The organism is Aeromonas finlandensis, from assembly GCF_000764645.1.
Taxonomy (GTDB): Bacteria; Pseudomonadota; Gammaproteobacteria; order Enterobacterales; family Aeromonadaceae; genus Aeromonas; species Aeromonas finlandensis.
In genome coordinates, this window is record NZ_JRGK01000031.1 from 78184 (window position 1) to 91381 (window position 13198).

General features: G+C 59.1%; 17 protein-coding genes. 8 read left to right on the forward strand and 9 right to left on the reverse strand.

What is annotated here, in order from left to right; genetic code table 11:
• The first annotated feature begins 157 nt into the window (after positions 1–157).
• Positions 158–1456 (forward strand): LapD/MoxY N-terminal periplasmic domain-containing protein, encoded by a 1299-nt coding sequence (locus LD28_RS0103945; RefSeq protein WP_033135717.1) that lies wholly within the window; start codon positions 158–160, stop codon positions 1454–1456.
• Entirely contained in the window at positions 1453–2394 is a 942-nt protein-coding gene (locus LD28_RS0103950; RefSeq protein WP_033135718.1) for a TAXI family TRAP transporter solute-binding subunit, read from the forward strand. The genes LD28_RS0103945 and LD28_RS0103950 overlap by 4 nt, the downstream gene beginning before the upstream one ends.
• On the opposite strand, the gene LD28_RS0103955 is transcribed toward LD28_RS0103950, so the two are convergent.
• Both LD28_RS0103955 and znuA read right to left on the reverse strand, forming a co-directional pair.
• The gene (locus tag LD28_RS0103955) at positions 2389–3063 is read right to left on the reverse strand and encodes a transglutaminase-like cysteine peptidase (protein WP_033135719.1); all 675 of its coding nucleotides are present in this window, start codon (positions 3061–3063) and stop codon (positions 2389–2391) included. The two genes, LD28_RS0103950 and LD28_RS0103955, sit on opposite strands and share 6 nt — an antisense overlap.
• Positions 3064–3130: 67 nt before the next feature.
• Positions 3131–4126, reverse strand: a complete 996-nt coding sequence (znuA, locus tag LD28_RS0103960) for a zinc ABC transporter substrate-binding protein ZnuA (protein ID WP_033135720.1) — start codon at positions 4124–4126, stop codon at positions 3131–3133.
• Between the two features lie 93 nt (positions 4127–4219).
• On the opposite strand from znuA, the gene znuC reads away from it, so the two are divergent.
• Together znuC and znuB are read left to right on the forward strand one after the other, a co-directional pair.
• Positions 4220–4984, forward strand: coding sequence for a zinc ABC transporter ATP-binding protein ZnuC (znuC, locus tag LD28_RS0103965; protein ID WP_033135721.1), 765 nt, complete (start codon positions 4220–4222; stop codon positions 4982–4984).
• A 21-nt stretch (positions 4985–5005) separates the two neighbouring features.
• Complete coding sequence (gene znuB, locus LD28_RS0103970; protein WP_033135722.1) at positions 5006–5785, forward strand: zinc ABC transporter permease subunit ZnuB; 780 nt, start codon at positions 5006–5008, stop codon at positions 5783–5785.
• A 130-nt stretch (positions 5786–5915) separates the two neighbouring features.
• On the opposite strand, the gene LD28_RS0103975 is transcribed toward znuB, so the two are convergent.
• On the reverse strand, positions 5916–6806 hold the full coding sequence (locus LD28_RS0103975; protein WP_033135723.1) for a LysR substrate-binding domain-containing protein: 891 nt from the start codon (positions 6804–6806) through the stop codon (positions 5916–5918).
• A 91-nt stretch (positions 6807–6897) separates the two neighbouring features.
• Here LD28_RS0103975 and LD28_RS0103980 point away from each other — a divergent pair, with 91 nt between their 5' ends.
• Positions 6898–7755 carry a DMT family transporter gene (locus tag LD28_RS0103980; RefSeq protein WP_033135724.1) on the forward strand — a complete coding sequence of 286 codons (858 nt, stop codon included), beginning with the start codon at positions 6898–6900 and terminating at the stop codon, positions 7753–7755.
• 4 nt (positions 7756–7759) lie between these two features.
• Here the strand turns inward: LD28_RS0103980 and LD28_RS0103985 are convergent, their stop codons facing one another.
• On the reverse strand, positions 7760–8347 hold the full coding sequence (locus tag LD28_RS0103985; protein ID WP_033135725.1) for a uracil-DNA glycosylase family protein: 588 nt from the start codon (positions 8345–8347) through the stop codon (positions 7760–7762).
• A gap of 99 nt (positions 8348–8446) precedes the next feature.
• On the opposite strand from LD28_RS0103985, the gene rarD reads away from it, so the two are divergent.
• Positions 8447–9337, forward strand: coding sequence for an EamA family transporter RarD (rarD, locus tag LD28_RS0103990; RefSeq protein WP_033135726.1), 891 nt, complete (start codon positions 8447–8449; stop codon positions 9335–9337).
• On the opposite strand, the gene LD28_RS0103995 is transcribed toward rarD, so the two are convergent.
• Positions 9319–10053 carry a substrate-binding periplasmic protein gene (locus tag LD28_RS0103995; protein ID WP_033135727.1) on the reverse strand — a complete coding sequence of 245 codons (735 nt, stop codon included), beginning with the start codon at positions 10051–10053 and terminating at the stop codon, positions 9319–9321. The two genes, rarD and LD28_RS0103995, sit on opposite strands and share 19 nt — an antisense overlap.
• Before the next feature lie 44 nt (positions 10054–10097).
• Here LD28_RS0103995 and LD28_RS0104000 point away from each other — a divergent pair, with 44 nt between their 5' ends.
• Positions 10098–10442 (forward strand): GIY-YIG nuclease family protein, encoded by a 345-nt coding sequence (locus LD28_RS0104000; RefSeq protein WP_033135728.1) that lies wholly within the window; start codon positions 10098–10100, stop codon positions 10440–10442.
• 91 nt (positions 10443–10533) lie between these two features.
• On the opposite strand, the gene pspG is transcribed toward LD28_RS0104000, so the two are convergent.
• The 4 genes from pspG to LD28_RS0104020 form a co-directional block, all read right to left on the reverse strand.
• Positions 10534–10752 (reverse strand): envelope stress response protein PspG, encoded by a 219-nt coding sequence (gene pspG, locus LD28_RS0104005; protein ID WP_033135729.1) that lies wholly within the window; start codon positions 10750–10752, stop codon positions 10534–10536.
• Positions 10753–10800: 48 nt separating this feature from the next.
• Entirely contained in the window at positions 10801–11007 is a 207-nt protein-coding gene (locus LD28_RS0104010) for a PspC domain-containing protein (RefSeq protein ID WP_005335873.1), read from the reverse strand.
• A 2-nt stretch (positions 11008–11009) separates the two neighbouring features.
• Positions 11010–11672 carry a phage shock protein PspA gene (gene pspA / locus LD28_RS0104015; RefSeq protein ID WP_033135730.1) on the reverse strand — a complete coding sequence of 221 codons (663 nt, stop codon included), beginning with the start codon at positions 11670–11672 and terminating at the stop codon, positions 11010–11012.
• Positions 11673–11881: 209 nt separating this feature from the next.
• Positions 11882–12610, reverse strand: a complete 729-nt coding sequence (locus tag LD28_RS0104020; RefSeq protein ID WP_033135731.1) for a 1-acylglycerol-3-phosphate O-acyltransferase — start codon at positions 12608–12610, stop codon at positions 11882–11884.
• 186 nt (positions 12611–12796) lie between these two features.
• On the opposite strand from LD28_RS0104020, the gene LD28_RS0104025 reads away from it, so the two are divergent.
• A complete protein-coding gene (locus LD28_RS0104025; protein ID WP_033135761.1) occupies positions 12797–13174 on the forward strand; it encodes a hypothetical protein in 378 nt (125 codons plus the stop codon).
• Positions 13175–13198 lie beyond the last annotated feature (24 nt).

The following is a 13198-nucleotide window of genomic DNA, read 5'->3' on the forward strand; positions in this document are numbered from 1 at the left end:
TGCAATCTGCATGAACCTCACATTTTATGCATAACCTGTCCAGATGGGCAGAAATGATCGTCTTTTTTAACCATTTTTTCCTATTTTTAAGAACCTAGTCGGACTCAATGCCGCATTAAAAATGCAAATGTTGCGATAATTTTTCCATGGAGTGGATATGACGTTATCAAAACTGTTACGCAGGATAATTCTTGTTCTGTTTCTGATTGGTGCGGTTCTGCTCTTCGCTCTGGAGGTCTCAACTGTCCGTCAGTCCATTCTCGATCAGATGTCAGCCAATCTGGAAACCGCCATCACTGCCCTTGGCCTGGTCTTGCAAGGGACCTTGTTAAATGACGACAAGGTGCTGGCAGAGACCATCGTCAATGCCATGTTTGATGGCGGCTTCGTCAGCTCGGTCACCCTGATTGATCCCGATGGCCAGTTGCTGTTCCAGAAAGTGTTCCACTCTGCCCAGCAAAATGTTCCAGGCTGGCTTCCCTCGGTTATCGGCATACCTCCGGTCAAGGTTGAACAAGAGTTGACCGATGGCTGGCGTATGTTGGGCACTCTGACGCTGGAAGGACATAGTGGTTACGCCTACCAGCATCTATGGAATGCCATCAGCCGCACCGGGCTGGCCCTGCTGACAGGGCTCGTCGTGTTCACCCTGATCATCTCCTGGATCTGCAAACGCCTGCTGCAACCACTGGAGCAGATCAACCTGCAGTTGATCCGGATCCGCAAACACCAGTTCAACAGCACTCTGCCCACCCCCTGGCTGCAGGACCTCAAAGAGGTGGCTCTCTCCATCAACCAACTGGTCTCTGAACGCAAGCGGGATCTGTTGCAACAACGACTCAAGATCACCCAGCTGGGAAAACAGCTGTCACTGACTACTCCGCAGCCGCTGCAAGGGCTAAGTCCGTTGCCGGAAGGGGGACAACTACAAAAATTTGTCTCAACCCAAGGGGATATAGCCCTCTATCAGCGCTTTTTGCCCAACCAGCCCCTCGGTGCCGACAGTGATCTCGCGACCATCCAGAGCGCTCTGCAACAGTGGCAGCACTCCCACATAGAGGGGATCTTGCTGCCACTATCCCTGCTCAATCACCCGCAATGGTCAGAGATCGCCCCCCTGCTGAGCCAGGGCCGAGGTAAAATGCTGGATTGGCGCTGGGATGTGGCCACGTTCCCCTCCCACGGCCAGTCCACATTGGTTGCGCTACAGGAACAGGGGTGTGAGCTCGCCTTCAGCGCCATTCCTCTGAATACAGACACTTTCAATCAGCTCGACCCGCTCAATCCCATCTTTATCAGCTGCCAACTGACTGATGCGCCGCTCTACTGGAATCTGCTCTCCCAGACCATGCATGCCGCAGGTTATACCCTGCTGGCGGAGTCAGGAGAGTGCAGCGATATCGACAAACTGCGGACCTGGGGCATTGATGGTTATGCCAAGGAGATTTCGTTATGACAAAGTGCGCTTTGCTGTTGGCTCTGTTTTGGCAACCCGCCCTGATGGCCGAGTCCATCACCATTGGCACCGGAGGTGAAAAGGGGATCTATCACCAGATAACCAAAGAGTTCTGTCACCTAGCTCATGATGTCGACCCACAACTTGCATGCAAGTTACAAGCGACATCGGGCTCAATAGAAAATCTGCAACTGCTGAAAAACGGCGAGGTCTCCTATGCCATGGTGCAGTCAGACTGGCTATATCAAGCCCACCAGGGGACAGGCCCCTTTACCGGACAACAGCAGCCCGAACTACGCGCGTTGTTTGCCTCCCATGCAGAACCCTTCACCATCGTGATCCGTGCCGACGGCGATATCACCTCACTGGAACAGCTCAAACTCGCCCCCATCGACATGGGGTTGAAGGGGTCTGGCACTCGCCAAACCGCGCTGGCACTGTTCAAGATACTGGGAGCGAAAGAGCCAGACCTCGACCTGAAGAGCATGGCCAACCTGCCGGATGCGCTCTGCAGCAAGCAGATCGACGCATTTGCACTGGTGATGGGGCACCCGAACCGGATCGTGCTCGACACTGCCAAACGATGTGCCATTAGCTTTCTCCCCATCGAAGGGGCTGTTCGAGATGAGTTGCTCAAAGGGGTCAAATACTACCAGCGCAGTCAGGTTCCCGCCCGAATCTACCCTGGCAATCTGAAAGCCACTCCGACCTTTGCCATCGCCGCCACCCTGGTCACCAATGCAGCAACCCCGGATGAAGCAGTCTATCGCCTGACCAAAGCTATGCTGACCCAGCAGACCAAGTTCAATGAACAAACCTACGGTTACGCCAACATGTTTCACCGGGCACGCAATAAAACCGGCCCGGTGCTGAGCATTGAACAGCATCCGGGCGCGGCGAAATATTTCGAGGAGTTGAAAGCGGCGGGCAAGCTATAGCTGACGACGGGGAGAGCGCAGTTGCTCGCTGGAGAAACGGGTCTTCATCGATGTCCACTGCGCCAAACGATCAGCACTCCCCGCCAGGGTCCCTTCCCGGCGTGACTTCATGATCCAGATGCTCTTGGCATCAAAACTGTAAACGGGAATGAGATCGGTACGCTTGCTGCCGGGCAGGATCCGGCTGTTGATATTGTCGAGCACCAGCGGATCAGCCTTGGGAGTCGGGAAGTAGAGCGTCACCATGTGGAACTGGTTGTAACGCACAGCCTTGACGTAGGCCAGCCGCAGCTTCTTCTCATCCACCCCCAGCTCCATCAGGGTGTAGTACTTGGAGATGCTGTAATCCTCGCAATCCCCACCCCGGGCACCGATGAATTCCAGCGGATTGGCCCAGTAGTCCTCATCCCCCCACAGCTTGGGATCCTCGCTGTAGGTCAGATTGTTGAAGTAGTTGTTCACCAGCTCGACCTTCTGCTGGTCGGTAGTGCCGGCTCTGGGGGTCAACAGGCGAGAGAAGGCCTCGGCTCGCTGAATGGCGCGGCCGCCATACACTTCCTGCAGTTTGGCCCGCAGATCCGGGCTGGCAATATATTCAGAGAGGCGAGAGGCCTGCACGCTGGCACAACATAGCGCCATCGTGCAGGCAGGGATCAACAACCATTTCATAGCTGACACTCCATGTCAGATGCTGGAGGTCAGTATAGTCTGTCTCGATATCAGCCTCAGCCAGACATCAGCGACACTGCGCAAAAGCGGCTGCCAGCTGATCCATAAACTGGGGATAACCATCCGGACCGAGCGGTACCTGCTCACCCACCTCGTCCAGCAGCAGCACCTTGGCACCGGTATTACGGGCAACCGACTCAATCACTGCGGGGGAGAATTGCGGCTCGGCATAGATGCAGCTCGCCTGCTTCTCTTCCAAAGCCTTGCGAATATCCACCAGCGTCTTGGCGCCTGGGCGACGCTCCGGACTCACGGTGAAGTGACCTTTTGAACTCATGCCGTAGTGGCGCTCCCAGTATCCATACGCCTCGTGGAATACAAAGTATCCCTTCTGGTTCACCGCCTTCATCTGGTCGGCAATCACCTTGTCCTTGGCATCCACCTTGGCATCAAAAGCCGCCAGGTTGGCGTCATAGCGGGCCTGATTGGCCGGATCCAGCTTGCCCAATTCGCTCGCGATCGCCTTGGCAATCACCTTGGCCTGCGTCGGGCCAAGCCAGATATGGGGATCGACCCCTTCGTGATGATGTCCCTCATGCCCTTCATCATGATCATGGTCACCGTGCTCGTGGGCGACATGGCCATGATCGTGATCATCATGATCATGGTCACCGTGCTCGTGGGCGACATGGCCATGATCGTGATCATCATGATCATGGGAGTCATGGCTATCCTGAGTCGCGTAGTTGAACAGCGGCATCCCCTCAACCTGAGTCAGGGTCAGTTTATGTGGATGATTGGCCAGCGGCTTGGCCATAAAGCCTTCCAGCTCAGGGCCAACCCACACAACCAGATTGGCACTGTTGATGCTGCGAATATCGGAGGGACGCAGGGAGAAATCGTGAGGAGAAGCGCCGGTCGGCAGCAATACCTTGGGCTCGCTCACCCCGTCAGTGATCGCAGCTGCGATGAAACCGAGTGGCTTGATGGTGGTCAGCACCTCAAGAGCTCGGACAGGCAAACTCACCGCCAGCAAGGCAGTGAAAAACGCAATTATTCTCATTGATGAATCTCGTCAGGGGGTGAGTATGTGATAATATAACAGTCGCTTTTTGTTATATTATAACTCTCACTGGCTGTAAACCCCGGAGTTGTCATGAGCCAATTGGTGGAGCTGAAAGAGGTCTCTCTCTCGTTTGATGGACGTTCTGTGCTCGACAAGGTCTCCTTTACCCTCAATAAAGGCAAAATTACCACCCTGGTCGGCCCCAACGGGGCGGGCAAGAGCACCCTGAGCAAGCTGGTGCTGGGTCTACTCACCCCGGATTCTGGCAAGATCACCCGCAGCCGCGATCTGCGGGTCGGCTATGTGCCTCAGCGCCTCTATCTGGATCCCACCCTGCCGTTGACGGTACGCCGCTTCCTGCAACTGGGCAAAAACAGCCGCCTCTCCATCGAGGAGGCGCTGGCCCGGGTGGGCGCAGAGGGATTGCTGGAGAACCGGATGCAAAAACTCTCCGGCGGTGAGATGCAGCGTGTGCTGCTGGCTCGCGCCCTGCTGGTGAAACCCGAGCTGCTGGTGTTGGATGAACCGGTGCAGGGGGTGGATATCAACGGCCAGATCGAGCTCTATGCCCTGATCGGCAAACTGGCCGCCGAATTCAATTGCGCCGTGCTGATGGTCTCCCACGATTTGCATCTGGTGATGGCCAGCACCCACGAGGTGATCTGCCTCAATCGCCACGTCTGCTGTCATGGCGAGCCGGAAAGTGTGGCGCGCCACCCCGAATTTGCCCGCCTGTTCGGGCGACCGGAGCAGGAGGTGCTGGCGGTCTATACCCATCATCACCACTGCGACGGCGAACACCATCATCATGAACCGCAGGCCCCCGTCATCCGCCTGCCCTCCCGCAATCAATAACGTACCCGACAGGATCATCAAGTGGACAGCTTTCTGTTATACGCCCTCGCGGCCGGTCTCGGCATCGCCCTGCTGGCCGGCCCCCTCGGCAGCTTCGTGGTATGGCGCAAGATGGCCTATTTTGGCGATACCCTCTCCCATGCCTGCTTGTTCGGCATCGCGCTGGGCATCCTGCTACAGGTCGATCTCACCTTGGCGGTAGTGGTCTGCTGCCTTGCCATGGCTATGCTGCTGGTGATCATGAGCCGCAACCAGCAGGTGGCAACCGATACCCTGCTCGGCATTCTGGCCCACAGCGCCCTGTCCCTCGGTCTGGTTACCTTGAGTTTTATGGATAACGTGCGGGTGGATCTGATGGCCTACCTGTTCGGCGACCTGCTCTCGGTACAACCGATGGATCTGATCTGGATCTACGGCGGTGGCGCGCTGGTGCTGCTCACCCTGTGGCGACTGTGGGATCCCCTGCTCTCCATGACCATCTCGGAAGAGCTGGCGCGGGTAGAAGGGATCCGGGTCGATGTGCTGCGCTGCGTACTGATGCTGCTGATCGGGCTGGTGATTGCCGTGGCGATGAAGTTTGTCGGCGCGCTGATCATCACCTCCCTGCTGATCATCCCCGCCGCCACCGCCCGCCGCTTCAGCCAGACGCCGGAGCAGATGGCCGGTTTTGCCGCGCTGATTGGCTGCCTCGCCGTACTCGGCGGGCTGACGCTCTCCTGGTATCAGGACACCCCGGCTGGCCCCTCAGTGGTGGTCTGTGCCACCACTCTGTTTGTACTGAGCCAATTCAAGCGCGCTTGATCCTCAAATATCCTGATAGCGGTGGTTTCTCCGACGCTATCAGGACACTCCCCTGACCAGCCCCTCTGTGGTGGTCTGCGCCACCCGCCTGTTTGTGCTGAGCCAGTTCAAGAGAGTGTAACGACGCAGGCTAGAGCGGCATGCTCTGGCGTGTCTCCATCATCAGCCACTGGCGCAACCGGCTGATGGCGGGCTCATGGGCCCGCGAGCGCTTGCAGGTGAAGTAGAACGCATCTCCCGTCTCCAGCTGGTGTACCGGCAAGGCAACCAGCTGGGGATCATCGGGCCGCAACATGTAGTCGTTTACGAACGCCACCCCCTGATCCCAGGCCGCCGCCTCCATCGCCAGCAACACATGGCTGAAGTGGTGCATCCGCGCCTCCTCCGGAATAACCAGCCCGCCCGCCTTGGCCCAGCGCTGCCAATCCTCCCCCCGCGCCTTGTAGATGGACTGCACCGACAGCAGCGGCAACTGCCAGATGGCCTCAGGCCACTCCCCGCTGACCTGTTGCAACAGGCGGCGACTGCAGACCGGAAAGAGCCGCTCCTGATAGATGAGATCGTGACAGTAGCCGCGCCCGTGGGGGGACACAGTGATAAAGCAGTCGGCCACCCGATCGGAGAGCTCGGGATCTTCCGCCACCATCTCCAGACTCAGATCCAGCTCGGGGTAGAGCTGGCGCAATCCGGCTAACCGCGGGATCAGCCACTTCACCGCAAACGAGCTGTAGACCGCAAGGCGCAGCCGCATCTCGCCGCCACCACGCAGTTGCTCGCTGCTCTGGGCAATCTGGCTGAGCCCGGCGGCAATCCCCTCAAAGTAGCTCTCCCCCTGCGGCGTCAGCGAGAGTAGCCGCCCCTGACGCAGCAGCAAGCGCTCACCCAGAAAATCCTCCAGCAGGCGGATCTGGTGGCTGACCGCACTCTGGCTGACGTTCAATTCAAGGGCGGCGCGGGAGAAGCTGAGCAACCGGGCAACCACTTCAAAATATTGCACGGCACGAAGAGGAGGCAGCTTCATTATCTAAATATCTCATGTATGGTCATTTTTTATCATTTTACTGGATAACAACCCCCGCGCTACCCTCCCCTCATCTGAAGTGGGAGGTGGTATGAATGCAGTAGGGATCGGCATCCTTTATCTGGTGCTGGGCAACATGGTGGCGGTCTTTTCCGATGCACTGGTCAAGGTACTGGAGCCGAGCCAGCCCATCTTCCAGTTTGTCTTTTTTCGCCAGCTCTCCGCCGCCATTCTGCTGATGCCCTGGCTGCTCTGGTCATGGCGCCGCAACCCGCCGGTGGCTATCAAGTGGCACCTGCTGCGGGCTCATATCTGGGCGGTTGGCGTCTGCCTGATGGTGGTCGCCCTCACCCGCTTGCCGCTCGCCACCGCCAATGCCCTCTTCTATGCCGCCCCGCTGATGATGGTGCCGCTGGCGGTGTGGATGGCGGGGGAAGCGATCTCGCGCCAGAAGGTACTGACCGCGCTGATCGGCTTTATCGGGGTACTGATCGTGCTGCGACCGACCGAGGTGAACTGGGCCGCGCTGGCGGCACTCGGGGTGGCGCTGTCGATGGCACTCAACAATCTGCTGATCAAGCGGATCCCGCTCAAACAGCCCATCGCCCAGACCCTGTTTTTCACCAACGTGCTGAGCATGCCCTTCATTCTGGCGCTGGCATTGTGGGAAGGGGGCGACTGGCAGTGGCAGATGTGGTGGCCCGCCTTCGGCTCCTCGGCGCTGATCATGGTCTACGCGGGCTTGTGCGTGGTGGCCTATCGCAAGGCGGAGGCTAGCAAGATCGCCTCGGCGGAGTACACCGGCCTGTTGATGGCGGTGGCCATCGGGGTGTGGCTGTTTGACGAGCAGCCGGGCTTGCCGCTGCTGCTGGGGTGCCTCTGCATCATCTTGCCGCTGGTCGCCATGGCGCGCAGCAAACCCAAACCGCTGGCCGAACCGGCGGTTTAAGCGCTCAGGGTCGTTCCAGCAAAGGGGCGACCCTTTGCTGCAGATGGGGGACGATCTCCTGCTCGAACCAGGGGTTCTTCCTGAGCCAGAGGGTATTGCGCGGGGAGGGATGCGGGAGCGGCAACCAGCCGGGGCCATAGTCGGCCCAGCAACGCACCGTCTCGGTCAGCGATCCCTTGGCCGCCCCCCGCAGGTAGTAGGCTTGCGAATATTGGCCGATCAGCAGGGTCAGTTCGATGTTCGGTAGCAGCATCAACACCTTGTCGTGCCAGGTGGGGGCACATTCGGGTCGTGGCGGCAGATCCCCCGACTTGCCCTTGCCGGGATAGCAGAGCCCCATCGGCATGATGGCGATGCGGGATTCGTCGTAGAAGGTGGCCTTATCGACCCCGAGCCACTGCCGCAGCCGGTCACCGGAGGGGTCATCCCACGGGATACCGCTGGCATGCACCCGGGTGCCGGGCGCCTGACCGATGATCAGCAGGCGGGCACTCTCGCTCCCGCGGATCACCGGACGAGGCCCCAGCGGCAGATGAGCCTCGCACAGACGGCAAGCCCTGATTTGCTCAAACAACTTATCGATTCGCTGCATGATGTTGATAGTACCAGCATTTCCCTGTTTTCCCTCTTGTGGAAAAAGGGCGTGCGCCCTACTATCGCCATGGGTGTTTAATTTAATAAACGGATAATAATGAAAAACTGGCTGGGTACAGGTACGACTGCCTTGGCATTCATCGTTTGGGGTCTATTGCCACTCTATTTTCAGTTCATGCCAGGCGTGCAGATGTGGGAGTTGATCTCGCACCGAATCCTCTGGTCTGTGGTGCTGCTAGGGGGGCTGTTTCTACTGCTGGGTCACAAAGTGCCCTGGGCAAAACTGCGCAGCGAACCACGCCAGCTCGGCCTCATTCTGCTGGCGGGCCCCGTCATGACCATCAGTTGGAGCATGTTTACCTGGTGCCTGACCACCGGACAGGTGCTGACCACCAGCCTTGCCTACTTCATGACACCGCTGTTTAATATCGTATTCGCGGTCATCTTCCTGAAAGAGCGCCTTACCCCACAAAAGCACCTGGCGGTCGCACTGGCACTGGCGGGACTGGCCTACATGCTCTTTTGCTATGGCCAGCTCCCCTGGTACTCCCTCATCATGGGGGGAGTCTTTGCCTGTTACGGCCTGATCAAGAAGATGATCCACTATGACACCGGCACCAGCCTCTATCTGGAAGCCATGGTGCAACTTCCCATCGCAATCTTGCTCATCGGCTGGCATACATGGCATGGAGAGGGGCTATTCGTTGCTGGCGAGGTAAGCGACAAGCTACTACTGATTGGGAGCGCCATTGCCACCCTGTTGCCAGTGGGGCTGTTCAGCTATGGCGTCAGCAACACGCGAATGAGTACGGTCGGGCTGTTGCAATATATCGAACCCAGCCTCGCCTTCCTGCTCGCCATCTACTGGTTTCATGAGGCCCCGGATCCCATCAAGACGGTCGGTTTCGCCTTTATCTGGGCGGGTCTGCTGGTGAGCCTGCTGCCGCTGCACCGGCTCAAACGCCGCCCTCAGGGGGTGACGCGATAGGACTCCAGCACCTTGTGCCAGCGGGGGTCCTTGTCCATCTGCTCGGCAATGCGGTTGAGGCGAGCATGGAGCTCGGCACGGGATTTGGGGACCAGAATATGGCGGGTATAGCTGGATTGGGGAAAGGGCGAGATAAACAGCTTGCCCTGATAGTGGGATGACCCGATGAAGAATCCCAGCGCCGACCCGCTCACCAGGGTCACATCGATGCGGCCGCGCAGCAGCAGATCGAGATTGGTCTTCACCTTCTTGGCATCGTGGCGCTCCAGCTCACCCCGGCCTGCCGCATCGTCGATGCCCTGATAGCGATACCCCTCTACCCCGCCAAATACCAACCCCTTGAGGGAGTCAGGCCCGCGATAGGTAATCGGGTTGTCGATGCTCGAGATCAACTCGTTGGTGTCGCGCATCACCGGGAAAGTCCAGAGATAGCGCTCTCGCTGGGGATCCCCCACCCAGGCGGGATTGACCCAGGCGACCAGACCATCGAAGGCGGGATCCGACATCTCCAGTCCCAGCCGGGCACGATTGACCAGCCAGAGTTCGATTCTGGGTTCACCCCCCAGCTTTTCATTGAGATACTTGACCAGCTCACTGCTCAGGCCTGCATCCACCGCGGTATTGAAGGGCGGATGCTGATGGTAATCATAGAGACGGATCGTCTCCCCCAGAGCAGGGACCGACAACAGTAACCACAACCAGAACCAGACTCTCATCGCACCTCCTTGGGCTGCCTCTGAGTTTGGCACAGAGAGTTCGAATGAGAGAACCTGCGACAGCTACCCCCGCGCCACAATCCCCTTCGCCTGCCCGCTGGTCTGTCTATATGGTGCGCACCGCCACCGGCCTGCTCTATACCGGGATCAGCATGGATCCGCTGCGCCGCCTGCGCCAGCACCAGAGCGGCAAGGGCTCCCGCGCTCTGCGTGGCAAGGGACCGCTGGCACTGGTGTGGCAGCAAGCAGTCGGCGAGAAAGGGGCGGCCCTGCGCATCGAGTACCGCCTCAAGCAGCAACCAAAATCCTTCAAGGAGCAGCTGATCCACAGCCCGGCACTCTGGCAGAGCTGGAGCCCGCAGTGGCTCGCCGCAGCCACCCAGCCCTGAGGGTTACAGGCAAAAAAGAGGCCACTCAATGAGTGGCCGGAAAGGGGAAATCAGGGAGCATCACACAACGTATTGCACAACTACAGGTAAGTTACAGATAGGTATTGGAACGCTTGCTGCGGTGGCTGATCAGCCAGCAGACCGCCAGCACCAGTAGCAACCAGGGGGCCAGCTTGATGATCAGAGCAAGCATGCCGCCAAGCGCCCCCAGCAGCACAAACAGGCCGCTCACCAGCAACATGGCTACCAGGGTAAAACCGGTCAGTGCCATGACCAGCAGCACCACCAGCAATATGAAAAATTCCAGCATAACTTGCTCCTTATCAGTACCTTGTCTGCCGGCTGGTCCACCACTCGGTCAATCCAGCCAACGCTTCAATTCATAACGGGGCGGCATCACCAGCACCGCCAGCAGATAGGCGGCCAGTGCCAGCGGCGGCATCAGGATCAGGGCGAGCAGGGCCACCACCCGCACCGTGACTCTGGAGACCCCCAACCGCCTGGCAATACCGGCACAGACCCCGGTCAGCTTGCGATGCACCAGATCCTTGGGCCAGGGGCTCATGGTTACACCTCCGCCTTCTGGCCTTTGAGACGAGCCAGCTCGCGCTCGATCTCGTCATTGAGCTCCAGCTCGCGGAACTGGGCCTCCAGCGAGGGATTCTGCCCCAGCGTGGCCGCCTCCAGCTGGGCTTCCAGCTGATCGACCCGGCCCTGAAAACCGTCAAAGCGGGCCATCAGCTCATGCATGCGCTGGTTGTCCACCTGGGCGCGGGCACGAATGCGGCTGTGGGCCGTCTGCTCGCGCAGGGTCAGCAGTTTCTGCTTCTCGCGGGCCTCGGTCAGCTTGGCCGCCAGTCGCTCGCTGTCGGCGGTGAGCTGGGCCAGCACCTCGGCCACCCGGGCCTTGTCCTGCTCCAGCTGTTCGCATTTCCTGGCCTCTGCCAACTTCTCGGTGAGGGCAGCACGGGCCAGATCCTCACGCCCCTTCTGGATGGCGAGCTCGGCCTTGGCCGACCACTCCTGGATCTGCACCAGCAAAGCCTGCTGGTGACGCTCCAGCTGTTTCTGTTCGGCAATCACACGGGCGGCCTGGGTACGCATCTCGACCTGCACCTGTTCCATCTCTTCGATCATCAGGCGCAGCATCTTTTCCGGCTCTTCACTCTTGTCGAGCAGGCTGTGCAAGTTGGCATTAATCACGTCGGTCAGGCGGCTGAATACGCTCATGGTCTGGCTCCTTGTTGATGGGATGGCTATCTCTCCCCATTGCATTACAAGAGCCGTGCCAAGAAAAATTATCGTTGTTTTACAGATAGATGAGGTTTTTTAGAGGAAATTCAAGAAGGGTTTATTGGTGAAAAAAGCCAACGAGGTGGTGATTTTCACCAACAAAAAGGGAGCCAGTGGCTCCCTTGTCGATTCATCGGCGATATCCGTCAGGCAGCGCGGTTGTGACCCAGCTTGCTGTCCAGTTCGGCCAGCTTGGCCTCCATCCGGGCACGGCAGGTCTCGGAGAGATCGCGAATGCCGCTGGCGCCGTGCTCCTTGCTGCAGACCGGAGCCATCACCTCCAGCAGCACCTCGCCGTTATCCCAGCGGTTGAGGTCGATCTGACCGAAGTAGCTGGAGCAGACGATGGGCACTACCGGCACTTCAGCCTGTACCGCTGTGTGGAAAGCGCCCGCCTTGAATGGCAGCAGACCGCGCCCCTGGGAGCGAGTGCCCTCCGGGAACATCCAGATGGAGGTGCCGCGATTCTTGATGCGATCCACCACCTGACCGATGGTGCCAATGGCACGGGAGCGGTTGGAGCGATCGATCAGCACGTTGCCGGAGAGCCAGAAGATGAGGCCGAAGAAAGGCAGCCAGAGCAGGCTCTTCTTGCCGACCGCCACCACACCGGGCTGCACCGCACCGGTCACGGTGAAGATGTCGAAGTTGCTCTGGTGGTTGCAGACGTAGACCGCCGGGCCGACCGATTTGACCTCGTCGGCCACCGTCACCTTGACCCGCAACCCGATCAGCGGGCAGACCGCGTGATACATGCGGGCGAAGACATAGACGTTGTTGGGATGGCGCGGACGAACCAGACAGAGCAGCAGGCCGAACAGGAACCAGAAGATGAGCAGCAGACCAAGCAGCAGCACACGGGCAATTTTGAGCATCGAACACCTCGAGTTTTAACTCGGCGCAGTATACTGATCCCCCTTTTAGCGAACAAGCGTTCGCCAAACAGAACCGACCACCTTGCCCTATCGCACCACCCACTGCGCTGCTCATAAATACGGCGCTGACTTGCCCCACCCGCCATTGGTCGTTAGGATGGCCCCATCTTGATGGACGGGGCGAACATGATTTTGCAACAACGGGTAGCGAAACATCTCCTGCTGCTGGTCTGCCTGCTGGTGCTCAATTGTGCGGCCCAGCCGCTGGCCCGGCTGGCCCTGCTCGATCACGCCCTCAGCTGTCAGGCACTGCCCGTCCCAGGCGCTACGACAGATCAGGGAGATGCCAAACCGGCCAGCCTGCAGCCCACCAGTTGCCAGCTCAACGGCAAGTGGCTGAGCGCCGCCACCCTGCTCTGCGTCGAACAACTCTTCTTTGCCGTGGCCATGCTGATCGCCCTGCTGGCCCCCCTTTGGCGCTACACACCGCCACTGCCCCCTCCCAGAGTCATCTCGCCGCCCGAACGGCGTCTGCACCTCACCCTCTGCGTCTGGCGGGAATGAGTTCGGCTGCGCTCTTTCGTTAGC